The organism is Pseudomonas entomophila, from assembly GCF_018417595.1.
In the GTDB taxonomy this organism is placed as follows: Bacteria; Pseudomonadota; Gammaproteobacteria; order Pseudomonadales; family Pseudomonadaceae; genus Aquipseudomonas; species Aquipseudomonas entomophila_C.
The window spans coordinates 5778450-5802547 of record NZ_CP070982.1; the positions used below are offsets into that span (position 1 = coordinate 5778450).

Consider the following 24098-nt stretch of genomic DNA (forward strand, 5'->3'; position numbering starts at 1 on the left):
GTTAATCACTCGAGTATGCGAGCGTCCGCCGGAAATGAGCGATGTCCTGGCCGATGTGAGCCAACGACTCAAGTAGGTGTAGAAGCCTTCGGTTCAGTCCCTTTACCCTACAAGTCGCGGGCTGTTAGACGACACAGCATCCGGGATCAGCTGGATGCTTTGAGTCTGGGGTTTATAGAGCGGTTACCTTCTTTTGCCAATGGTAGCCATTCATGAACGTTCGCTTTCGGTCGAAAGCACTTGCTGGAAAGTGTCCATACGCTCATAGCCGCGTAAATGGCATTAGCAGCCCTTTGTACATGGCGCTACCTACCCAAAGTGGCCTCCAGCGATAGGCAGCAACGAGACAAATCTTCCGCAAGCACTGGGTCAACGATCGCCAATTGGCATGCCTTCAAACGCTCAAAGCAGCGGGCAGCGAAATCGCCCATTCGGGGTCAGTATTGTCGCCTTTTTCATTGCACGAGTGACCGCGACACGCATGGCTAAACGGGCCTGACGCACGCGATCGGGGGTTGCCCCTGCCTGTAAAAATCGCCCCCTCATCAGCCCCTCGTACAATATGACCTCTGTGAACTCTTTCCCTTTCGACTTGTGCATGGTCATCAGATGGAGGCCCTTCCAGTCCTTGGTCACCGCTTGGAAGTGATCCTGAACAAGGGCATCCCGGACCAGCCCCTCTGCTCCTGGGTAACCTCCAGCTGAGCGCCATAGTTCGCTCAACCGGCTTCGAAGGAGGGATCCCTTCCCAAGCAAGCGGACATACCGAGCATCGATACCGATCTGATTGAGAACCTGCTCAGTGCTTGAGTCCAGCAGCTGTCGCATGGCGATCCAATCGACCTGAGGGTCGCCAGTCAGTTGCAGATAAAGGCGCTGGACCGCGATAGTCTGTACGGCAGCGAGAATCCGCTTGTGCGGTAGCCTGCGAAGCGTCTGACCTCCGAACAATTGCTCAAAAGCGAGCACCAATTCCAGATGTGGCTTACTGGGGGCCTTCTCGCCTTTCCTGCCACGCAGGTGAGCACATAAATTTCTTAGGAGCCTTTCAGTAATGATCTCTGCAGTCGCGCCACCTTCGAGAAGCGCAGCGATCGCCGTAGCAGAGAGCGCAGCAGCTTCTTGGTCAAACGCCACTTCATGGGAAAGTCTAGGCAAACTATCTGAGTCACTCGACAAGTACGCGGAAACCTCAGCCATGAAGCTCTTGCTGGGCACCAAAATAGCAAGCGACCAATCACGTCCATCTCTATTCAACCGTCCTATAGCGGTCAGAACCGCAAACTTGAAAGCCCGATGAAGCATCCCTTTACGCGGGACGTAGGGCGTCACCGCCACATCAGTGTAGGCTCGATGCTTGTTGGCACCTGTCAGCAGGTCGTTGCCGAACTGAACGATGTCGGTCCCCGTGCTCCGGTGATTTTCCATTCCAAAAGAAAAGGAGGCGGGACGGTAAGCTTCTTCAAACTCTTGAATCCTGTTAGCACTGGCACCGCGAAATTCGTAGATCCGTTGTTCCGGGTCAGCCAAAGCCAGCACCTGGCTATGTCGAGTCAGCGCGCGGATGAAACGCCACTCGTCCTCGTTCGTGTCCTGGAACTCGTCGAGTATGACAAGTGGATAGCTGTTGCCGTAGATGCGCTGCAGCGACTGGCTTCTCTCCAGCAACATGGCAGCATTGCTGGCGAACAGGTCGAAGTGCAACAGTCCCTCCTCCTCGAGCAGCCTGATTTTCTCCAAGGCTATCTGTTCTGCACTTAATGTGGACAATCGCGCTGCAGCCTCTGGCGGAGGAAGCAGTGATAAGGGCCGCCCGTTGCGGAGTAAGTAGCCATGGCTGCGCAGTAAATTCCACGTGAAGCCATGGTAGGTGTTGACCTCAAGCCGAGCCTGCTCGAGTTTCGGCAGCATCTTTCCGGCCTGTTCCGCAACCCTTGCGACCGTTGCTCTGGCGAAGCTCAGGAATAGCACCTGTTGGTACTCTGTGAGGTCTAGTCGGCCTAGAAATGCTTCAGCTTTAAGCAATGCGACTGTGGTTTTCCCTGAGCCAGGCCCCCCCATCACGACCAGATGGCTGGGAGAGTCGATAACATCCCGTCGAGACTGATCAAGCACTATCATCTGTTAAGGCCCGACCAAATCGAGAAGGTCATCATCCAGTTCTGGACGTTCAGGCTCGGGCTTCTTGGGAACAATTGTGGCTGTAATGCTCTCAAGGGTGCTGACAATGAATTCTGGGAGGTGATGTCGGGTCATAGCGGTACAAAGTAAGCTGGCAGCAGCTCCATCGCCTTTCCAGCGCTTTAGCAGCCCCCCTAGAATCGCTGCTACCTCATCTTTCGTGGCATCAGGGCCCGGGGCCTTGTCCTTTAAGTCTGAAGGCCAAGCACCGCTGTCGATCAAAGACGCAACCCAGCCACGCAACATTTCCTCATCGGCTCCTTTGAGAACGACGTTCTCGAAACCTTTCTCAGGTGCTTGATAGGGGTAGTCGACCGACGCCCTAATAGCCTCCAATTGCTCGGGTGCCTGCTCGTCGAAAACGGCATAGACCTTCTTCCCGAGCTTGCGGTAGTAGGCCCCCATCGGAGCGATCAGCGAGTCAGTCGTCGCATCGATGATTGGGATGCCCAACGCCTCAAGCGGCATGAAAGACTCCGGCTCCTGCTGATGAAGCAGTCGCGCTACGGCGGGCCAAGCATCGTATTCCGTCCGGCCTTCGGCAATCAGCACCCGACGTGCCAGAAGGGCCTCACAAACACGCAGCCGCATGTCCTGCCGGTACATTTTTGCTTTGATGCCCGGCGGCAGCCCTGCAGGCATGGCACTCAGTTTCCCATCGTTTCGGCTGATAACGATGACCTGCTCGGGTTCGAATTCTTCGAGTACGTAGGGCGAATGCGAGGTAAAAAGCGCCTGGGCTGACTTGCTGCGCACACCGTTGATGATGCGTTTTTGAATATGCGGCGGGATTGCTATCTCTGGCTCCTCCATCGCAAAAATCACGTTCTGCTTCAGCTCCGCGATCAGTGACAGAAGTGCCAGTACCATCATGTTGATAGTACCGGTGCCTTGGCTCTGGAATGGTGCTGCATGCGCTTCGCCATCACTACGCTGCGCACCGGTTACCATGAAGACAGTTAACGCTTTTCGCAGAGACTCACGTGTCAGTTGCGTGACTCGCATTTGTGGATCGCTGCCGTCATCGCTGGGCATGTAGCCGCGGATTGAGGCCTGCACATTCGCCAAGATGTCGTTGATCCCGATCTCCGGATCAGTTGCAACCTGCAACTGTCGAAGCTCAACCAAGAGCCCTTCCCAGATTTTGAAGTTCTTGTCGTCCTGTAACCGCAAAATGATGTCCAGGAGCGAGCCACGCTCAAGGCTCAACGCACGACTGCCGGTTCGGATCGTGCGCAGATACAGAAACCCACAGACACGCTTATCGGCAGTCCTGAAGAAATCGTAAGACCCATCCTGTTTCATCGGCGAGCAGAAGTAAGTGGTACCAGTGAAATCATCCTCATCAGCGTCGTATCTGCCGACAAAAACGACGCGCAAACAGGCCTGAACCATCTGGTCATCAGTATTCTCTACTGGCGGCCCCCCGAGCAGATCTCCCGTACCGTTATCCCACCATTCGATGTGATCCCGAAAACGCATTTCCTGATCCAGGTTCAGGTCAGTGATCACTGCTTCGATGGTGATGTGGACTGGCTGCCCCTGCGGATCGACATACTCCCCCGCATAAAAATCGTGCTCATCTATCACAGGCCTACGGGATAGCCGCTCAGGGCCCAGCACCAGATCAATCGCCTCCAGCAGTGTCGACTTACCGATGTTGTTGTCACCAACGATAACGGCATGCTTAGGAAACAAAACGTCCGCGCGCCTGATACCTCGGAAATTCTCAATCTGAAGTCGTGCAACCCGCATATCTGTCTGCTCCCACTCCCGTGTAAGCCTCGCACGTCGAGGCCAATAGCCATCAGACACTAGTCGATAAACGGTCCAAATGCCTCACAGGATCTGGTCCCTCCCTAGCTCAATGCTCTAGTTGCCCAGAGCGATGACGGTACGCGTAGGGCCTGCTACATCGGTCATCTTAGACCTCCCGATGCTGCTTGCCAGGCGGAGTTCAGACGCGCGGATCTAGGCAGATCCAGCCATCAATGGCTGTGCCGACCGCGCGATGCAACATGGACTAGGATCAGATTCAGTAGCGTGATCGCCATGATTGACTCGGTTACGCGACTCAGTGAGCAAAAGACTTGCGATTCAAGAAAAGCACGAGTACTGTACATGCATACAGTAGAAAAATATTGAACTTCAGCTTTCGATAGAGCGTCACTAGGACTGAATGCTCAAGCCCGAACCATCCGCTCTTTAACAACTGGCCTCATCCAGAGTCTGCGGCAGCCCAGCTGATACCTGCTGCGGCAACCGTAGTCCAAAGTCGGCGACATCAGGCCGAAGGTCGAGAAAATCGACTGATGGCGTTTCGACCTCACCAGTCTACCTGTATAATTCTGCCCCCCACCCGACCATGAGCCGGGGGCAGGAAGGTCCAAATGGCATTGGATCCTTCAATAAAGTTGACCAACTCCGAGCTAAGCGAACACCCATGCGGAAAAGGATTATCCAGATCTTGAGTGGTACCCCAGAGCTAAAGGCTCGGGAAATCGCAAAGCTGTTGAATGTCGAGCGAAGGGAAGTTACGAAATTTCTCTACGACAACCTTGGAGAGTTCATAAAAGATGAGAACTCTACTTGGTCACTGAAGAAAGACGCGCGCCTCCAAATCGAATTTTCTGCGGCCAGCACTTGGATCACGCAAGAGCATTTCGAGCGGTCACTGGCCAAACATGGATCACCTCTTGACTGTGGCCACGGTCACATAATTTTGAAGATCCCAAAGGAACGCAAGGTGCTTTTTTGTGCTGCAGCCAGGATCCTTGCACTCGCCAACCAGCTCGCAAAAGTTAAATCACTAGTTGAGCTCGACTTCAGCGAAAACTCTGATGCAATGTCCTACCTTAGAAGAGCTTTTTTCTTCGAGCGCCTCGACAAAAGTGTCAAAGTTCTTCCCCGTCGCCCCGCTAGCGTCAATGCAGAAGGATTGAAAGCTAACAACAAGCGATTGGTTGAGCTTCTACCAATCGAGGTTAGCGGCGAAGAGAACGTCCCCGAGCGCTTCAAGTTCAGTTTTATAGAAGCTTTTGGCGAACTTCACGCTAATAAGCTACATACAGTGCTTGGTGAGCTAATTGGTAATGCGGAAGAGCATTCTGAGACGATAATCCCCGGATTTGCTGGGCTTCAGAGCTACAACTGGAAAGGATCGCCGCGTATCGTCGCGGTGGTTTCTGACTCTGGAAAAGGCATCTGCTCGACACTAAGACCGGCCTTGGACGAGCACTACCCAGAGGTTGCAGCTCAGTTCCCAGAAACACTTGAAGCCTCAAATGCCAAGCTTATCATCCATGCAATGCGCAACGGCGGATTGAGCAAACGTGGTAAAGGTGGTGGGGGTAGTGGTTTAAATAAAAGTTCAGGTTATGCTGAAAGCCTTAATGCAAAGGTCAGCATTAGACAGGAAGACTTTTCCGTTGAGCTAACCTATGAAAAACCAGACTTGTATAAACATAGCTGGCGCTTAGGATTACCTAGGCTTTTAGGTACTCACATAGTATTTGAATTCAACTTGACAGATAAATAGATTCTGGTTAAACTCAAACCATGAACGAGAAAACTTACATAATCGCCCTTCGCGACTTCACGGACGGAAGCAGCAACCCTTACGGCACATTTAGGGGTAGGAAGGCTCATGCTCAATTGTTGGACTCTATTGCCAAGTTAGTTGGCGCCAAAACAATTGGCATATCCCTCAAGAATATTGATGGAGCCGATGTTTCTTTTCTTCGTGAGTCACTTATATTCACCTTTAAACAGTACGCTAAGAAAATCTCCTTTTATATCTGCGACTTAGCTGATGAAGACATCATCGCAAACCTTGAGGGTGCCGCAATATCTGGCGATTTCCGAGTTACATGCTGGGTGAACGGTCAATGTAGATTCGTAGGCCCCGAACCTTCACCATCAAGCCTACCTCTTCTCAATGTGGTCATGTCCAATCACTCGGTTACCACGACGCAGGTTGCCCAAGCGCTTGAGATGAGCGTTCAGAACGCCAGCACCCGCCTGAAGCGACTGTCCGAGGAAGGGTTCATCACCCGCGTGGAAATGTCCGCCGGCAGCGGAGGTAAGGAATTCGTGTACAAGGTGATCGGCAATTCTGCTTAAAGGGGTTGCTTTATCGAGAAATGGGGGTATGCTTTTGGCATGCCTCCATTTTTTTTGGCCGGCGTTAAACAGGGTCGCTGAACGAGATCAGGGGAGTAAGGAGCTCATCGATGAAAGCGAGGTTCGAAGTTCGCAGGCCGAACGGAGGAGACTGGTACTTCCAGTTCGTGCTAGCTGATAACCAGGTGATGCTACGTAGCGAAGCCCACAAGAGCCTCGCCAATTGCATCAACGGGATCGAATCGTGCAGGGAGCACTCGCCGTATGATCGTTTTTACAGCAGATTGGACGATGAATCGGGTTTCTCGTTCCGCCTAAGGGCTTCTAACAACAAGGCCATCAGCCACGGACCAAGATGCGCTTCGGCTGAGGAAAGAGAAAAAGTCATAAACACAGTGAAGCGGTACGCATCCGCTGCTCAGATCACAGACGTGAAGTAGGAGGTAGGAAGAAACAGAGTGCCCTAAAAGAAGGACGATACAACGTAGGTGAGAAACCTAGCGCAACGCCACATTGCGCGAAGTCTGAGTCGAGATGCCTCAAAAACGAAGCATGAGTATCTCCGCGTGTTCCGCACCAGTCAAGAACTGATTGGGACTCTCCTCCTCTACGGCTAAATCTGGCTTCCATCCAGGAAGCTAACTAGCCGCCTGTGTGCGGAAAATAAAGAGGTTTTACCCATGCAAAATGATCAATCGTGTCACCCAACCCCTTTCACCGTTGAGGTGGCAGGCCATGATCTGGAGTTCCGCCAGGTCCGTCTCGATGACCGCAAGGTTAACGGTGCTCAGATCGCCGCTGCAGCTCGCTTCAAGCCTGACCAGATGCCGATCGTGCTGCAGTTGCTCGACTCGGGGGCTCAGGAAGATATCCGCCCTGAGGAACTGGTCACGCTGCAGGACGGCGTAAACCGCTTCATCGTCATCGAGTCCGACCGCAAATACATCCTGACTGTCGATGGAGCTCGCCTGGAGTGGCCATGCGCAAAAATCTCCGGACATACCGTCCGCAAGCTCGCCGAGGTCGACCCGGCTAAACGCCTGCTGTTGGAGCGGGAGGAAGAGGCCGACCTGGAAGTCGAAGACAACCAGCTCATTGACTTGGATGAGGCTGGTATCGAACGCTTCATCACCCGCAAGGCGATCTGGAAGCTGAACATCCAGGGCGAGAACTACGACTTCTCCAAACCAGTCATCACGGTACGTGAGGCCATCTCGGCCGCAAGCCTGGACCCGAACCATAACTGGCAAATTTTCTTGATCGTTCGTGATCAGCCCAAGCGCGCTCTGACCATCGACGACGAGATCGACCTGCGCCCGGCAGGCATCGAGAAGCTGCGCCTGACGCAAAAAGACGTGAGCAACGGCGAGGCCGCTCAGCCGATTCGCCGCGAGTTCAAGCTGCTTGACCGCGACGAGCAACACCTGAACGCCGTAGGCCACCACTGGGAAACCCGGTTGTCCACCGACGGTGGTCGTTGGTTGCTGATCCACGAATACCAGCTGCCACCCGGCTTCTCCGAAGAAGCCGTTCAACTGGCACTGAGCATCCCCTCGACCTACCCCAGCACGGCCATGGACATGTTCTACCTGTATCCAGCGGTCCATATGGCTGACGGCACTCTGATACCGCAAACAGAAGCGACGGTAAACGTTGACGGGGTTCCCTTCCAGCGTTGGTCTCGCCACCGTGCGTGGAACCCAGCAACCGACAACGTCATGACCCAGTTGGCGATGGCCGACGGCTGCCTCCACAAGGAGGTCGACAAGTGAACAACGGATCTCGCCTCGTAGTGACGGCCGAGATCTATACCGCACTCCGGGAACACCTGTTCCCGGGGGACGGTAAAGAGGCCGCCGCTATCCTCATCTGTACCCGCACCCCAGGGGCCGCACTCAAGCTCCTGTCGAAGGAGCTGATTCTGGTGCCCTACGAGGAGTGCGCGCTCAGACAACCCCACGCGATCACCTGGCCAGGCGATTACCTCGAGCAAGCGATTGATCAAGCGCTCCCTCAACAGCGTTCGATCATCCTTGTTCATTCTCACCCAGGAGGATTGTTCCAGTTCTCCCAGGTTGATGATGACAGTGACTCGGGAACGATGGTGTCGCTGTACCAAGGGGTCGAAGCAATCCACGGCTCAGCGATTATGACGCCTAATGGGGCCATGCGGGCGCGGCTCTACCACAACGGCGGGGCTCCCGAAAACATCGAAATAGTGACTGTCCCGGGTGATGACATTTGTTACTGGTTCCCTAACGGCTCTGATCAGCAACCACCATTGGCTTTCACCTCTGGTATGACCTCCAGGCTCAGTCACCTTACCGCAGCAGTCGTTGGCGTGTCGGGCACGGGCTCAATTGTGGCAGAACAGCTTGCCCGACTTGGCTTCGGCCGGCTGATTCTGATCGACCACGACCAGGTCGAATCCAAGAACCTCAACCGCATCCTCAACTCCACGCTTGAAGACGCCGAGAACTGCCGGCCCAAGGTTGACGTTTTCGCAGATGCGGTCGAACGGATCCGCGGTCCCAACATCGTCAAAGCCATCAACGATACGGTGATGAGCAGGGAAGCTGTACTGGCTGTGGCCGATGCCGACGTACTCTTCTGCTGCGTTGACTCGCATCAGGGAAGGCTGATCTGCGACCTTATGGCCTCGAGCTTCCTGCTCCCTCTGTTCGATGTCGGCGTAACTATCCCGACTCGCTTGTCCAACAAGGGCATACGGAGAATCCATGATGTGCTGGGGCGGATTGACTACGTTCAGCCAGGCGGCTCAACGCTCTGCGCCAGAGAGGTCTACACCGCTCAATCGCTGAGTGCCGAGGAGCTGAAGAACACGGACCCCAAGGCCCACAGTGAGCAGGTAAAGCAGGGGTACATCTCGGGCATCCCGGAAGAGGCGCCGTCCGTTATTACCTTAAACATGCGGGCAGCTAGCGCATGCGTGAACGAGTTCGTCGCTCGAGCCTTCCCCTTCCGTGAGGACCCCAACCACAAGTATGCACGCATACGGTTTTCGCTCTCCGGGGGCTACGAGGAGTACGAAGCCGAACGCGACCTCCCACGGTCCGAGTCTCCTACTCTTGCGCAAGGTGACGCTGAGCCTCTGCTGGGCCTTCCCGCCCTGGGAGCGGCTTGATGAGCTTGTTCAAGACCTTCGCACGCAAAGTCGTTCTGAAGTTTGATCACTTGCTTCCCCCTCGGCGACTCATAGTCGTCAAGGGGGACTCCCTACCCCCTGAAATGCCAATCCGCGCGATTGTTTTAGCTAGGGATGGCAGCGAGGACTGGTGTGTCGGGATGCAGTGCCCCTGTGGGTGCGGCCGAACGATCGAGCTTCTGGTTATCGATGAGGCCAAGCCGCGGTGGGACTACAAGGTCGACGCTGATGGCCTCCCTTCGCTTCACCCCTCTGTCTGGCTGAACAACGGCTGCTGCTCACATTTCTGGCTCAAGAAAGGCCGTATCCATTGGTGCCGTTAAGCAGCTATACCCGAACGACTGAACCCAATCACAACGAGAGGAAAACCTGATGCGCATGAATGGATTGGAACGACTGGCGCACAGCATGCGAGCGCTGGATGTCGATATGCAGAAATTTCTCTTCACAAATGGAGCAGCCAGCTTTGACTGCTTGTTCTCCATGCGGGGGGACTACGAGCTCTCGCTGACCTCACGGGGAGTCAACCCCAGGTTCTTCCTGTTCCCGATCTCCGATGATTTTCATCTGTCGAGCTATCTGAGTAAGCACACCCTCAATGAGCTACTGGGCGTCCTCAAAACCCATGGGCTATCAACCCAAGGCTTCAGTACCTCACGTTTCTTTCAGGCTCTGGACCTCGCTGTGCCGCACCAGGCCCAACAAGCCCGCGTACCTACCGCACAAGCGATCTTGGACCTTCGCCACGATCTTGAAGAAAGAGATCGCCCATTTTTCGACGCATGGATCTACTGGACGGAAAGAGGCCCCCGAATCGAAAACCTGGAGAAGACAATGAAGCTATTGGGGCCACAAGCACGTGAATTCAGCATCAAGAACCGGGCGTCCTCCAGGTGGAGCGCAATTGATCTGGGCAGGGCCTGGAGATAATTTAGAACGCTCAAAAATCAAGAGTGAGAGCTCGATAAAACAAGCGAGCTCCCAGCATCACTCGCGTCAGCCACACCCAGCCAGCGCTGGCTTACGTTGCAGGGAGCAACACGCATTGAAGGCCCCCATCACACGAACCGAATTCAAATACAAACGCCCTGATATTCGGCACCCGCACAGCTCAGTGGCTAATTTCAAGGGAGAGAATATCGTTTGGTGGTATAGCTTCATACGCAATAATCGCCAGGGTGAAAGGTCAATCCCGGAAGTCGAGGTGATATTTAAAACGCTCTATGGCGATGTCCCTGGCTCAATTACCAGTGCAATCATTCCTCTTGCCGCGCTGCCTCATTACCAACTAGGAAGTGTCTGGAGCGACGGAGAGTGCGTATCCGACACAGGCATGGCCCAAGAAGAGTTCAATGTAAATTTTTCACCTAAAGGTTACGGCATCACATCTCGAAATGAGCTTAGGAAAACAGGGCAAGGCCATATATTTCATGATGCCGAATATGAGCTTCCGCTGCGCTGCTGGTCCAGCAAGCTAATCAACTTTAGATTACCTGACAACAAAAACCTTCTAGTCCCATGCACAGAATACTTCGTGCGAGCATACGCACACAACATGATAATATGCAGATCCATATGCACCCTACTATTCGACGAGGTACTTTCAGCCTTGTTCGAATGCAAAACCCCCGATGCCTATCGGTGGCTTATTAAGCCCAAGAGAAACATCCCAGATTCTGAAGCCGTATTCTTGGCGCATTTGCTATACGACAATTTCACACATAATGAAGTCCGCCGACTGAACAGTAATTTCACTTCTTCGGCTCCGGGTGGAAAAGTATTTCCAGAGGTAAGGCCCTGGTTCGAGGGCAGAGGTAAACTTCTCTGTCGTGGACGATGGATTAATGAAGGGAATACGTTTTTGTGCCTAGATCTGTGTAAATCATCCAATCCTGCAGGCCCAAGGATTGAGCTTTTCCGGGATGAATTTGACAACACTAACGGAGAAGCTGGCGGCCGCACTATTATACCTCAACCCACTAGGCTCCCAAAGGACGGCGAACCTGTAAACGAAGAGTCCCATGTACCCCCAGACGCCCAAGCCGAAAAAATCGTAGTGAATCTACGGCCCTTTGGAACCCTAGGCCCAGAACGGAATGTAAAAATATTAAAATATATCAATCAAACGAAGAGGGGTTGGCGTGGGCCTGGTCCTTCCAAGGCTGATACCTTTTCCAGCGGTGATGGTACCGGCACTGGCAAAAATGTCGGGAAGTCAGAGCACGTGTCCGATGTGGCATTAGAGTCTCATGGTTTCTTATTAGATATCTGGAACGCTTTTCTCTCAATCAAGCGGGACAACCCTAAGCAGTTCAAAGATCTGAGCTGGCACGCTTCTAATGGATTTGGAGTTTCTTCCCCACCTATTATTAATCTGTTCGACCCTAATGGTCTTTCAAAGGGCGCACGCAACTGGATTCACCTTTACCGAAGCATCAATTGGGATGACAAACGGTGCCGCGGCCTCATGGTACTGCGCTTGATTATCGACAACCAAACTTTTTATTGCTTTGAGATAGAGCGCCAGGAAGCTAGTGATCAGGTTCATGACCCTAGGGGTTATTCCGGAGTTTTGTTTAGAGCGCACACCATTGACCCCGAAGCATTTAAGAACTTCGTAAAATCTGTAATGACCAAGATCATAAAGAACAAGGGGGTATTTAAAGGCATGATGGATCAATTCCCAGAGGATGCCCTGCTTATCACACATCACATTAAAGACCCATATGTGCGCTATCGCACCGCGCTGCTTAAGACTCTCGCTCAGGCAGGCATTGATTTCACAGAAACTGTTTGATATCTCGCTCACTACGATAGGTGTTCGCTGAGGGAATCCATAGAGTTTCCCCTTCATGCTCAACCGCGAAACCGGCCATACCGTTGAAGCTCTCCTTCTGGTACACGAGCTTCTTCCTATTGGCCCGATAGATCTCGTGAAAATAAGCCATTCCCTTGACGATCCAGACTGTCTCAGTCAGGTCTTGATCATCGCTCTTCAGGAGATCCACCAATTCGCGCTCGGCCTTATGTTTCCTGGCTTGCTCAAGCCATCGTTTCTCAGGACGGGCCTTTATGGAGGTGTTACGCGTCTTATTGAGGTAGCCCACGAATCCCGAGACCGCCGCTACCTGTCCTGGCGAACTCCGCCAGAAAGCTTCGATTGTTTTCTGCGTCGGTAGCGCTTGAGGTGCCAACGCTGCAAGCTTGAGAAAATTGAGTGCCGCGTGCATAGCTAGCCGCATCGAGCGCAAATCTGTCTCCTTGCTCTCAACCCGCACAGCTAGATAGTCGTGATACCCATGCAACAACTGGTTGGACCAAAAGTCGGGCAAAACCGACAACATCTCCAACAGCCGACGCCGCTCCGTGTTCGCTTCACGCGCTTCATCGCTTACCGTTACAGCACCAATCCCCTGAAGCCAACGCATAGGGTTCTCGGCCTTACGTAGCCCTGCTGCGCCGATATGCTTCAACAGCATGTCGTATGTTGGAACGTCACCCCAAAGAGCATCCATCTGCGCAAAAAATCGGTAGTGCTGATTGATGCTCAATGCGGCTTTGTGTGGGCCACTTCGGTTCAGAAGCCACTGCGAAAATGCTTCGAAATGCTGCTGAATGCGCGGACTGCTGAAGCCTGCCGAGTTCTGCGTAGAGCGCTTAGCGAACACGGCCGTCCAAGTACAGCTTTCACAGCACTGCCCGCGACCGGCCGGCATCTCGCCTCCACAGGTTCCACATTTGCGCTCACCTTCAGTGATACAAATCTTGCATCGTGATATGCCGTCAGCATCCGTGATCAGCACTCGGTGGCGCCGGCAACTCGCGCATGTGGCTTTCGCCGGCTCTCGACACTTGTTGCAGCTGCGGCGCCCTGTCTTGGTACTTACGGCCAAACGCTGCGAAAGCTTTCCACAGGTCTCACAGACCTCAGGTTCGCGAAAGTATGGAACACAGGATTTGCAGACGGGCCCGTAATCCGACCACATACCGATGGCAAATTCGATCTTGGCGCATCGCACACATGGCTTCGCCCGGTTACAGGTACTGCAGCACACCGCCTGGTCAAAAACAGGAAGACGAGCCGAGTTACCACAGCCTGGGCATAGCCGGGGTTTGAAAAGGCGTGCGTAGCAGGTCTCGCAATAGCGGCAGTGGTTGTGCACCTTCTTGGCTTTCACCATGGCACGACCGCATTCATGGCAACCCAAGTCACCGCCCAAATCAGTGGAGACCATCTCTGCGAATCCTTCTCTGCAGTCGCAACCACATCCTCAAGACGCCCAGAGGACGGCGGATGTGATTCTGCTCTTTCTTGTGCCTTGGGCACCGTGAGCTACAGCTTAAAGCCGAAGCCATCTGATTCAAAACTTGCGGGGCTTCTCGAGCGGGCAAAGGGAGGGCTGAACAGGGAAGAACAGCGCGCAGCGCACACTCGACGAAGCGTTCTGGTCCGGCTTGCATTATCACCCACGTCTGCCCCATTAGAGCTGAGCGCTCGGCCGGGCTCAGATACTCGAGAGGTAGCCCCAAGGAGGATGGCTGGCATGCAGCCGCGTCGACCTGCATCAGTTCACAGAAGAGTCGAGTCGAGGACGTGGGATGTCGCGCCACACCTAAAAGCAGGCCGATGATCACACGAGCTACGAACATCCAGTCTGCGAAGCTCAACCTATCCCCGCCGAACATTGTACTTTGCCCATAAAGCCCATCTGCAAACGCCTGGAACGCCAACGCATCTTTCGAGCAAGGAAATGAAGCTGCGGAATTCAGGCGCGCCTCACAATGGTGACATTTGAAGATGCTACCGCTCTGATCCAGCAAACCAGGTTGCAGCGCCGAGGAGCAATGAGGACAGCGGTCAACCAGCAGTACGCGATGAAGCGGACAGCAGGTATGCCATGCGAATCGATCATGAACTGAATAGTGAGGCGTCGACCCCGCCATGCATTCCGGACAGCACTGAAGACCACCAGCATGAACTTGGTGCCGGCAGCCCAGAACCATGATCCATGGCCACAAGCTACTGGTACGCAGAAAAGGTTGAGGATGGAGGGACCGGGACACCGGAAGCAGGGTGCTGGCGATCAATCTCTCGACACTGATGCCTGTCAAATGAGCCAAATTCGCGAGGCGTGTTTCGTCGCAAGTTCGGTCTATGTCAATGGACCAGATTCGAGACCCTGGCCAAGCGTGATTAGTGAGCGTTCCAGGCGTGCAGCCATGCAACAACGCTGTTCTCACTAACCACGAGGAGAACAGCTCGTCAGGCAACAACTGCGGGGTCAGCGGCCATCTGGGATTTAGACAATGAGCTCCCGGATGCCACGTGTAGGACGCTTCCACGACTTACTCTCGATGAGCTGTCGGTCGATGCATTCCTTACCGGACGTGATTGCTTCCTTTGCACACTCTACCAAAAGGCCATGTAGGTCGCCGGTGTTACCACCAGAGATGGAGTGAAGGAGTTGAGCCAGTTGAGGCTCAAACAGCTTGGACGGTTTCTTCAACGGAAGCACCAGTTCGAAAGCCTTCAGTAACCGCTGAAAATCGGCGTCCAGTTTCCAGGTCTCAAGCTTGACGGTGTCGAAACGGCTCGCGTGTTGAGGGTCGATGTGGAGAATCTGAACAGCGTCTGGAGTACCGACGCCGACGATTGGGATCATCAGCGTGTTACACAAGAGCTTCAGAGCGTTCATAACCTCCCTCTGCTTAATGGCCGACCCTGTGAGCATCGAGTGAATCTCGTCGATGATCAGCATCCTGACCTTCAACTCGCGCAGTGCGTGAATCACCTGGTACCTGAGTTTGATCTTGGGATCAGTACTCCGATAGGGCATCCACATCTGCTCCAAAATCGCCACGTACAACTCTTTCTCGTCGGCCAACGGGGGCGACTCGGCCAAAATAATGGGTCTTACAGGCTCACTTTCTTCGTTGACGTAGCCCTGTCCGTGAGTTTTTACGAACTGGTGGATCAGAGTTGTCTTCCCATTGTTGGAGTCCCCTACCAGCAACAGATTTGGCATTCGGGGGCGCTTGGGAGCATCGAGCAGTGAACCCAGGGTATCCAGAATCTTCACTGCCGACTTGTAGGCGATCCACCGCGGCTCGCCCATGAAGAGGATCCGCTCGCGATCTGATAAATGCAAAACCGGCCGAAAGTCTGTATGTAGGTGGGCATAGTCCGTCATTGGATATCACCATCAAATTCAACATCGCCAAGCAACAGTCCCTCTAGAACGGGCATCGCTGGCGGTGGTACAGGTTTCGAAAACGGCCTATCCGGCTGCGCAGGCGTTTTGTTCTTGGCATGCACCTTGAGTTTCTGAGCATCGCGCCGGGCCTTTTTAGTGTCTTTGATGGACTGCTCGACCAACGCCCTCCGCTCGAGGATAAGGCTACTGATAAGGGCTTCATCTATGTTCGTACGCCCCTCGTCTACCGCCTGCTGCTTAGCCGCTCGATACTCCCACACCGTCGCCGCAGGGAAAGCCTGGTTCGCTACCGGCACGCGGAAGTATTGCTTAAGAACGGGATCGTAGAACCAGATGACACTGATGTCCCTGGGATCACGCCTAAACACAAATTTCCGCGCCAGCCCGGTCTCAGGATCTTTGGTGTTGATCCAGTGCCGCAAGGCGTCGGAGTAATAGAACACGTCAATCTGCACACCGTAGGCCTGGACAGTGCGCTCATACATCGGCATGAAGTCCAGCTGTAACGTGTGTGGGTCAGCAGGCCGAGGCGGTATGCAAACCAACGGATCCAGCTCTCGGTTACCAAAGAAGCCCAAGTGCCATTGGCGAGCCGGGCTCATGTACAGGGCGGAATGGTAGGTGTTGTGGTAAAGGATGATGGTGATCACCAACCAGCGCTCGAACTCATCCATCGTCATTGCAGCACGCTTTTCTGAATCGTAACCCTCACGCTCGGCAGTGTTGCTGAAGGTGGTACCAGGTAGCTCATGCAACATTCTCATGAACGTGCCCAACAGGCGCTCGATACGCCCACCATATTTTGGATTCTTCTTTGGCCGGAAATTGGTCTCAATGTTGTGGTTCAAGCATGAGTGCCGAATGTCTTCAGCTTTGAAATCGGCCCCGTTGTCCGAGTGAACGACGCGTGGGAAACCCCAGACGGGCCACTCACCCTCGACCTTATGCAGTAGAAGCCAATTCTCTTTCGGCAGTATGGAGTGCGCCAAGCACATACCTACGGAAATGGCCGAAGGATCCTCCAGAGCGAGGTAGTAGCCAGTGATCATCCGCGAGTAGACATCGATCGCCAGAGTCAGCCAAAGCCGTCCGATAGGCTTCCGGTGCCGATCATCCACGATGATCAGATCGATCGGGGTATGGTCAATCTGCACATACGCTAATGGGTAATCTGCGCCCGGGAACTGGCCTACCGAAGGCGTATGGCGGTTTCGAGCCTTGTCTGCGTAACCACGCCGGCGCAGAACAATCTTCTCTGGAATGTTCTTGATTCTTGCCCGAATAGCCGACGCGCCTGGAGGCTCTATGCCTATCTCCTTGGCTCGCTCCACGATCTCCTTGATAGTGGATTGCACGGACTTTCGGCTTTCGTTCAAATAGAACTCATCGATTACATTGCTGATCAGCTTGTCAGCCTGAGTAGTCAGACGGCTGCTGCCCGCCTTCCATCCTCTTTTCCGCGGCACCAGTGCCAGCACTTCGTGCCAATTGCGATAACGCTTGAGCCAACGATAGAGCGTTGCGGTGTCGACACCGACTTCCTTTGCGCGTGCTTCGACGCTATCACGCTGAATTATCGAGTCGTTGACGAATGGTTGGATCGCAGAGAACCGTTGTTGAGCAATCGCCCACTCATCAGAACTGATAGTGGAGACATCGTAGTTAACGTAGAGACCTTCAACCTTTTCTTGCTCGACCGCCTTGAGGTCGGGCACCCGCAGGGATGAGCATTTGCCCGTTTCGACCTCAAGGCCGATCACCGTTTGGAAATCCAGAATCTGGACTATGCGGAAAACATCTTTTTCCCGGCGAACCATCGCGCCAACCTCAATCGGCACACGGGCCCGAGAGGGCTCAAACGGCTCCAGGTGCTCGTCGCTGTCAGTCTCGTAGATGCTCATGGCGTCATCACCCACAGCTCGAGGTAGTCATTCAACGGCTCGTTGATGTCGCACTGAACCAAGCCTACAGCAACCATGTGCCAGAGCAGCGCTACCCCGCGCCCTCTGTAGATACCGTTGAAGTGACGGGCCAAGAGATAGTGGACTGGCGCTATCCCCATGCCTTTGAGGGTGTTGAGCACCATATCAATGTCCTCTTGGTCGAAGGTGTAACGCTCGAACCGCTCCAAAAACACGATATTTTCCAGCGCCTGGTCCCGAATCCGAGACTCGTCATAGATGCTGAACGTCCAGCCCTCCTGTCGCGCATGCCGACGTGCAGCTTTCCATTTTACGCGCCACGCACGCCAGTTGTTACGCCAGTCATAAGCAGGCTTCACCTCGACGAGCATTGGTTTGAGGTACTCCTCAGGCTTGGCGTCTCCTTGGTGGTAGTAGACGAGGAAGTCCGGCGTGTAAGTCTGCGCACGGCCAAGAGAATCGACGAAGTCCACGGAGACGGGCTGGGCAATCACCGTCTCAACCCGATAGTTAAACCGCATGCGCTTGAGGAAATCGCGCTCCAGCAACGACTCAAACGGAACGCCTCCGGCGCCTCGGAATGGCAAAAAGCCCGAAACACTACGCCAGGTCGATTTGATCTTTCGGACCTGCTTAGGCCGGTCGCATCTATTTCCGCTCATTCTCAATCCTGTCGCAGCTATTTCGGGATTTTTTTGCAGCTATTTACAAAGCTTTGAACCGTGATTTTCTGGCTCTAGCGTAACGCTATCGCATCTATTTCGATAGCCGACAGTGGCAGCCGGCCGCAGCCTGGCGAGATCACTCTGGCGCACCACGGCGTGTTGTTTCTCGATGAACTGCCGGAGTTCGAGCGACGTGTACTGGAGGTGCTGCGTGAGCCACTGGAATCAGGTGAGATCGTGGTCGCCAGGGCCAAGGACCGGGTGCGCTTTCCGGCGCGTTTCCAGCTGGTGGCGGCAATGAACCCATGTCCCTGCGGCTATTTCGGCGACCCTACCGGCCGCTGCCGTTGCAGCCCCGAACAGATCCAGCGCTATCGCAACAAGCTCTCCGGCCCCCTGCTCGATCGTATCGACCTGCACCTGACCGTGGCACGGGAAAGCACCGTGCTGAACAGCCAACCCAGCGGCGAGACCAGCGCCAACATCGCCCGCGTGGTAGCAGAGGCCCGCGAGCTGCAGCAGCACCGGCAGGGCTGTGCCAATGCTTTTCTCGACCTCAAGGGCCTGCGCAGGCACTGCCTGTTGGAGCCGGCCGATCAGGCGTGGCTGGAGACGGCCTGCGAGCGATTGACCCTATCGTTGCGAGCAGCGCACCGGCTGCTGAAGGTCGCACGCACGCTGGCAGACCTGGAGAAGGCGCCCTCCATCGCCAGATCGCACCTGGCAGAAGCGTTGCAGTACCGGCCCAGCGCCTGACGCAACCTGTAACACCAGATCTGTAGGAGCGGCTTTAGCCGCGATCACCGGCAACGCCGGTGCCACACACCACGTTGCCCACATCGCGGCTAAAGCCGCTCCTACAGACTGGACTGCCCCCAAAAACTTGGACAGATCAGCTAGCAGCCTGGGCCCTGTACTCAACAGGGCTTAGGCCGTCCAGCTTCAGTCTGATACGGTCGTGGTTGTAGTAGCGGATGTATTCGTCCAGGCCTGCTTTCAATTCTTCCACGCTTTCGAACCGCTTCAGATAGAAAAACTCTGACTTGAGCGTGCCGAAAAAGCTTTCCATTGCCGCGTTGTCCAGGCAATTGCCTTTACGCGACATGCTCTGCTTCACACCGTGACGCTTAAGCGTGTCGCGGTATTGAGCCTGCTGGTAGTGCCACCCTTGATCAGAGTGGATTACCAGCTTTGGCTCATCGCCCAAACAGCCCAGCGCCTTATCCAGCATGCTTCCAACCAAGCTGTAGCTGGGGCGGCTGGCCGTCTCGTAGGCCACAATCTCGCCGTTGTATAGATCCATCACTGGCGAGAGGTAGAACTTCTGCTGGGCCACTTTGAACTCGGTCACGTCAGTCACCCACTTCTGATTCGGGCGCTGGGCGATAAAATTTCGCTCCAACAGGTTCGCCGCGATCTTGCCGACAATTCCGCGGTACGACCGATATTTCTTGCGGCGCACAACCGATTGCAGCCCCATTCCAGCCATCAGTCGCTCCACGACCTTCTTGTTGACCACTGTCCCTTGGCGCCTGATCGAAAGCGCAACACGGCGGTAGCCATACAGCCCCTTTTCCTCGTGATAGACGCGCTGAACCAACTCTTTGAGCGCAGCATCCTTGTCCGGCTTTTGCTGGATTTTCACTTGGTAGTAGAAGGTGCTGCGAGCCAACTCAACCAGCGCCAGGAGGCACGCCAAGGGGAATCGATCCTTGAGCTTGGCGACGATCAGCGCTTTTTCGTCTGACTTCGCTCTTTTGACTCCCTCAAGGCCTTTAACTCCTTTAGGACAGCATTCTCCATACGTAGATATTCGAGTTCAGCCAGCAATTGCTCGCGAGGTTTGTCCGCATCATGGGCGTCGGTTGGCTTTACAGGCTTGATGTTCTTCGGCACGGCAGTCGGCTTTTTGGGTTGCTCAGGTGTGGGATGACCACTGTAGTACTGCTGCTCCCAAATGCCTATTCGCGAAGACTGGCCAAGGCCAAAATGCGCTGCAGTTTGGCGCATCGAGAGCCGATGCTCGCGCATGTGCCGCACTACTTGCTGCTTGAAGTCATCACTGTAACGAAGGCTCTTTGGCTTAGGCGCAACGCTGGAGTGCGCCTGGTGACTGGCGACCCATCGCCGCAGCAGACTGACATCGATACCAAAATGCTGCGCCACCTTCCTGAAGCCATTGAGGCCTTCAAGGTAGGTGGTGATGGCTGTGAGCTTGAAGCGCTCGGTGTATTTGCTCATAACTCCCCCAAGGGTTGGATTGGTGTCCAACTTCTTGGGGGCAGTCCAGACGCGCTCAATCGGCGTAATAGCGGAAATATATTTTGTGCACTAAATATTATCGCGCAATATTTATCTCACGCAGCAAGCAGCCGCCAACACCACTTAACAGAACCCGGAGAACGACCATGACCCTTCGCAAAGCCTTCGCCCTTACCGTCACCACCCTGACCCTCGGCACCAGTGCCGGTGCCTTCGCCACCGAGGCCACCCCCTACCGCTACGGCATGGACCTGAACATCGCCCAGGTGGTCAAGGTCGACGCGCCCGCCAGCACCCAGGGCCACACCGGCAACGCCACCCTGACCTACCGCGACAGCAGCGGCCAGTTGCGCGTTCTGAGCTACGTGCAACCCGCCATCCTCGCCAACCAGAACTGAACCACCGACACATAACCCAAGGAGCCCGAACATGACCCTGTCCCGCACCCTGACCGCCGGCCTGCTGACCCTGGCCGTGAACAGTGCCTTCGCCGCCGGCAGCCCCGGCGTCGAATCCACCACCCAAGGTTTCCTCGATGCCCTCGCCGCTGGCGGTGGCAAGCCACTGGAAACCCTGGCACCTAAAGATGCCCGCGCCGTACTGAGCGGCGCACAGGCTGGGGTGAAGGTCGACCTGTCGGGAATCCGCGTCGAACGCCGGACCATCCAGGCCGACGGCCAGCCGCTGGCGATCCGCGTGGTACGCCCCGAAGGTGCCAAGGGTGAGCTGCCGGTGTTCATGTTCTTCCACGGCGGCGGCTGGGTGCTGGGCGACTACCCCACTCACGAGCGATTGATTCGAGACCTGGTGGTGGGCTCCGGTGCGGCGGCGGTGTACGTCGACTACACACCGTCCCCCGAAGCGAAGTTCCCAACGGCGATCAACCAGGCCTACGCCGCCACCCGCTGGGTGGCCGAGCATGGCAAGGAAATCGGCGTGGACGGCAGTCGCCTGGCGGTAGCCGGCAACAGTGTCGGCGGCAACATGGCCGCGGTGGTGGCGATCAAGGCCAAGGAGGCCGGCACGCCGAAGCTACGCTTCCAGGCGCTGCTGTGGCCGGTGACCGACGCCAACTTCAACAACGCGTCATACAACCAGTTCGCCGAGGGCCACTTCCTGACCCGCAGCATGATGCAGTGGTTCTGGAACAGCTACACCACCGACCCGCGTCAGCGCGACGACATCCACGCCTCGCCGTTGCGCGCCAGCCTCGAACAGTTGAAAGGCTTGCCACCAGCATTGGTGCAGACCGCCGAGATGGATGTGCTGCGTGACGAAGGCGAAGCCTACGCCCGTAAACTGGATGCGGCCGGGGTACCGGTGACCGCCGTGCGCTACAACGGCATGATCCATGACTACGGCCTGCTCAACGTGCTGAGCACGGTGCCCAGCGTGCGCAGCGCCATGGACCAGGCGGCGCAGGCGTTGAAGCAACACCTGCAATAAGCGGTCGCTGGTCGGTCGCATTCGCGGGCAAGCCCGCTCCCACAGAGATTGATGTTGACCCTGTGGGAGGGGGCTTGCCCGCGAATGGCCTCTGTAAGGTTTCACTTTTAGAACGCTGCTTCCTGGAAGCCCAGGATTGTCCCGTTTGCCTCCCCAGCCGAAAATGCCCGTCTCTTTCATCGATGGCATAAGCTGTTGCATCAAGCGCTGCCTCACGCAGTTCAAGGAGTCCGAGCAATGCCACACGAAGGCAGCCTTCTACAGACCGCAGTGATCTTCCTGCTCGCCGCCGTCGTCGCCGTCCCCCTCGCCAAACGTCTGCAACTGGGTGCCGTGATCGGCTACCTGCTGGCCGGCGTGGCCATCGGCCCGCAGGCCTTGGGCCTGATCCGCGATACCGAAAGCGTTGCGCACATCTCCGAGCTGGGCGTGGTATTGCTGCTGTTCATCATTGGCCTTGAGCTGTCGCCGCGGCGCCTGTGGCTGATGCGCAAGGCGGTGTTCGGTGTCGGCACCGCGCAAGTGCTGCTGACGGGCGCGGTGATCGGCGCCATCGCCCTGTTCGGTTTCAGCCAGACACTGCCGGCCGCCTTGGTGTTGGGCCTGGGCCTGGCGCTGTCGTCCACCGCGCTGGGCTTGCAGAGCCTGGCCGAGACCAAGCAGCTCAACGCACCCCATGGCCGCCTGGCGTTCGCCATCCTGCTGTTCCAGGACATCGCCGCCATCCCGCTGATCGCCCTGGTACCGCTGCTGGCCGCCAGCGGCCCGGACACCAGCCAAGGCGACAGCCTCGAACACGGGCTGAAGGTGTTCGCCAGCATCGCCGTGGTCGTCGTCGGCGGTCGCTACCTGTTGCGCCCACTGTTTCGCACCGTGGCCCGCACCGGCCTGCCGGAGGTGTCCACCGCCACCGCGCTGCTGGTGGTGATCGGCACCGCCTGGCTGATGGAGGAAGCCGGGGTTTCCATGGCCCTGGGCGCGTTCCTCGCCGGCCTCTTGCTGGCCGACTCGGAATACCGCCATGAACTGGAAGCGCAGATCGAGCCGTTCAAGGGCCTGCTGCTGGGGCTGTTCTTCATCAGTGTCGGCATGGGTGCCAACCTGCGCCTGCTGCTGGAGATGCCGCTGGTACTGCTGGGCCTGACGCTGCTGCTGATCGCCGTGAAGCTGGTGCTGCTGATCGGCGTCGGCCGCCTGGCGGGCGGGCTCAACAGCGCCAGCGCCCTGCGCCTGGGCATGGTGCTGGCGGCCGGTGGCGAGTTCGCTTTCGTGGTGTTCAAGCTGGGCAAGGACCAGGGGCTGTTCGATACCCAGACCTACGACCTGCTGCTGATGACCATCACCCTGTCGATGGCCATCACCCCGTTGCTGATGCTCGGTTGCGCCCGCGCCCTCAAGCGCCCGCAACCGCCCCGCGAAGTACCCGAGCAGTACAAGAGCATCGACGCCGGCACCCCGCGCGTTGTAATCGTCGGCATGGGTCGTATGGGGCAGATCGTCGCGCGTATCTTGCGGGCGCAGAAGGTGCCGTTCATTGCCCTGGAAACCTCGGTGGACACCATCGAGATGACCCGCATGTTCGAGCAGGTGCCGGTGTTCTACGGCGACCCGTCGCGCTCCGAAGTGCTGCATGCGGCGAAGGTCGGCGAGGCCGAGTACGTGATCATCACCATCGACGACCCGGAGGCCGCCACCCGCACCGCCGAGCGGGTCAAGCGACTGTACCCGCACCTGAAGGTGATCGCCCGGGCGCGCAACCGCCAGCATGTGCACAAGTTGATGGACGTGGGCGCCGAGCCGATCCGCGAGACGTTCCATTCCAGCCTGGAGATGAGCCGGCGCACGTTGATCGGGCTGGGGTTGTCGGAAGAACAGGCGGCGTTCCGGATCGAGCGGTTCGCCGAGCATGACGAGCAGGTGCTGGAAGCCCAGGGCCTGGTGCGTGACGACCGGGCCAAGGTGATGCAGACGGCCAAAGAGGCGCGGGTGGAGCTGGAGCGGTTGTTCGAGTCGGATGCGGATTGAGGCTTCATGGTGCATGCCTTGAGGGTTAGGGAGCCTATGAGATCGAGCGCCGCCCGCGCGGCGCATCGCGGCTAAAGCCGCTCCTACACTTGTT

Annotated in this window: 20 protein-coding genes; 12 read left to right on the forward strand and 8 right to left on the reverse strand. The window is 56.0% G+C overall.

The features are described from left to right. Positions 1 to 402: 402 nt before the first annotated feature. Complete coding sequence (locus JYG34_RS25415; protein WP_203649018.1) at positions 403 to 2121, reverse strand: UvrD-helicase domain-containing protein; 1719 nt, start codon at positions 2119 to 2121, stop codon at positions 403 to 405. Positions 2122 to 2124: 3 nt separating this feature from the next. Continuing rightward, on the reverse strand, positions 2125 to 3936 hold the full coding sequence (locus JYG34_RS25420) for an ATP-dependent nuclease (protein WP_213658865.1): 1812 nt from the start codon (positions 3934 to 3936) through the stop codon (positions 2125 to 2127). A gap of 712 nt (positions 3937 to 4648) precedes the next feature. On the opposite strand from JYG34_RS25420, the gene JYG34_RS25425 reads away from it, so the two are divergent. From JYG34_RS25425 to JYG34_RS25455, 8 genes are all read left to right on the forward strand, one after another. Next, positions 4649 to 5719 carry an ATPase gene (locus JYG34_RS25425; protein ID WP_249746201.1) on the forward strand — a complete coding sequence of 357 codons (1071 nt, stop codon included), beginning with the start codon at positions 4649 to 4651 and terminating at the stop codon, positions 5717 to 5719. Between the two features lie 20 nt (positions 5720 to 5739). Further along, a complete protein-coding gene (locus JYG34_RS25430) occupies positions 5740 to 6303 on the forward strand; it encodes a MarR family transcriptional regulator (protein ID WP_033964384.1) in 564 nt (187 codons plus the stop codon). 110 nt (positions 6304 to 6413) lie between these two features. Further along, positions 6414 to 6743, forward strand: coding sequence for a DUF1508 domain-containing protein (locus JYG34_RS26800; protein WP_033964382.1), 330 nt, complete (start codon positions 6414 to 6416; stop codon positions 6741 to 6743). A 240-nt stretch (positions 6744 to 6983) separates the two neighbouring features. Then, positions 6984 to 8075, forward strand: coding sequence for a multiubiquitin domain-containing protein (locus JYG34_RS25440; protein ID WP_203649022.1), 1092 nt, complete (start codon positions 6984 to 6986; stop codon positions 8073 to 8075). Then, positions 8072 to 9448: a ThiF family adenylyltransferase gene (locus tag JYG34_RS25445; RefSeq protein WP_213658867.1), complete on the forward strand. Its 1377-nt coding sequence runs from the start codon at positions 8072 to 8074 to the stop codon at positions 9446 to 9448. Before JYG34_RS25440 ends, JYG34_RS25445 begins: the two co-directional genes overlap by 4 nt. A gap of 161 nt (positions 9449 to 9609) precedes the next feature. After that, positions 9610 to 9792, forward strand: a complete 183-nt coding sequence (locus JYG34_RS26410) for a DUF6527 family protein (protein WP_235583236.1) — start codon at positions 9610 to 9612, stop codon at positions 9790 to 9792. A gap of 49 nt (positions 9793 to 9841) precedes the next feature. Beyond that, a complete protein-coding gene (locus JYG34_RS25450; protein WP_033964373.1) occupies positions 9842 to 10399 on the forward strand; it encodes a DUF6037 family protein in 558 nt (185 codons plus the stop codon). Between the two features lie 115 nt (positions 10400 to 10514). After that, the gene (locus JYG34_RS25455) at positions 10515 to 12266 is read left to right on the forward strand and encodes a hypothetical protein (protein ID WP_213658868.1); all 1752 of its coding nucleotides are present in this window, start codon (positions 10515 to 10517) and stop codon (positions 12264 to 12266) included. Here JYG34_RS25455 and JYG34_RS25460 read toward each other — a convergent pair. The 5 genes from JYG34_RS25460 to JYG34_RS25480 all read right to left on the reverse strand — a co-directional run bounded on the left by JYG34_RS25460 (position 12250) and on the right by JYG34_RS25480 (position 18127). After that, positions 12250 to 13185 carry a hypothetical protein gene (locus JYG34_RS25460; RefSeq protein WP_213658869.1) on the reverse strand — a complete coding sequence of 312 codons (936 nt, stop codon included), beginning with the start codon at positions 13183 to 13185 and terminating at the stop codon, positions 12250 to 12252. The genes JYG34_RS25455 and JYG34_RS25460 overlap by 17 nt on opposite strands. 505 nt (positions 13186 to 13690) lie before the next feature. Next, on the reverse strand, positions 13691 to 14812 hold the full coding sequence (locus JYG34_RS26805; RefSeq protein ID WP_434011167.1) for a TniQ family protein: 1122 nt from the start codon (positions 14810 to 14812) through the stop codon (positions 13691 to 13693). After that, on the reverse strand, positions 14770 to 15660 hold the full coding sequence (locus tag JYG34_RS25470) for a TniB family NTP-binding protein (RefSeq protein WP_203649038.1): 891 nt from the start codon (positions 15658 to 15660) through the stop codon (positions 14770 to 14772). The genes JYG34_RS26805 and JYG34_RS25470 overlap by 43 nt, the downstream gene beginning before the upstream one ends. Next, complete coding sequence (locus JYG34_RS25475) at positions 15657 to 17585, reverse strand: Mu transposase C-terminal domain-containing protein (RefSeq protein WP_203649039.1); 1929 nt, start codon at positions 17583 to 17585, stop codon at positions 15657 to 15659. Before JYG34_RS25475 ends, JYG34_RS25470 begins: the two co-directional genes overlap by 4 nt. After that, complete coding sequence (locus tag JYG34_RS25480) at positions 17582 to 18127, reverse strand: TnsA endonuclease N-terminal domain-containing protein (protein WP_203652570.1); 546 nt, start codon at positions 18125 to 18127, stop codon at positions 17582 to 17584. Before JYG34_RS25480 ends, JYG34_RS25475 begins: the two co-directional genes overlap by 4 nt. 228 nt (positions 18128 to 18355) lie before the next feature. Between JYG34_RS25480 and JYG34_RS25485 the strand changes: the two genes are divergently transcribed. Then, positions 18356 to 19027: an ATP-binding protein gene (locus JYG34_RS25485; RefSeq protein ID WP_283811829.1), complete on the forward strand. Its 672-nt coding sequence runs from the start codon at positions 18356 to 18358 to the stop codon at positions 19025 to 19027. 136 nt (positions 19028 to 19163) lie between these two features. On the opposite strand, the gene JYG34_RS25490 is transcribed toward JYG34_RS25485, so the two are convergent. After that, positions 19164 to 20512 (reverse strand): IS3 family transposase gene (locus tag JYG34_RS25490; protein ID WP_434011162.1). Its coding sequence is split into 2 segments (ribosomal slippage): positions 19164 to 20053 and positions 20053 to 20512, totalling 1350 coding nucleotides; the frame shifts between segments, so codons are not numbered across the junction. Between the two features lie 167 nt (positions 20513 to 20679). Between JYG34_RS25490 and JYG34_RS25495 the strand changes: the two genes are divergently transcribed. From JYG34_RS25495 to JYG34_RS25505, 3 genes are all read left to right on the forward strand, one after another. After that, on the forward strand, positions 20680 to 20931 hold the full coding sequence (locus JYG34_RS25495; RefSeq protein WP_213658871.1) for a DUF2790 domain-containing protein: 252 nt from the start codon (positions 20680 to 20682) through the stop codon (positions 20929 to 20931). Positions 20932 to 20962: 31 nt separating this feature from the next. After that, positions 20963 to 21979 carry an alpha/beta hydrolase gene (locus tag JYG34_RS25500; protein ID WP_213658872.1) on the forward strand — a complete coding sequence of 339 codons (1017 nt, stop codon included), beginning with the start codon at positions 20963 to 20965 and terminating at the stop codon, positions 21977 to 21979. 237 nt (positions 21980 to 22216) lie between these two features. After that, positions 22217 to 24004 (forward strand): monovalent cation:proton antiporter-2 (CPA2) family protein, encoded by a 1788-nt coding sequence (locus JYG34_RS25505; protein ID WP_213658873.1) that lies wholly within the window; start codon positions 22217 to 22219, stop codon positions 24002 to 24004. Positions 24005 to 24098 lie beyond the last annotated feature (94 nt).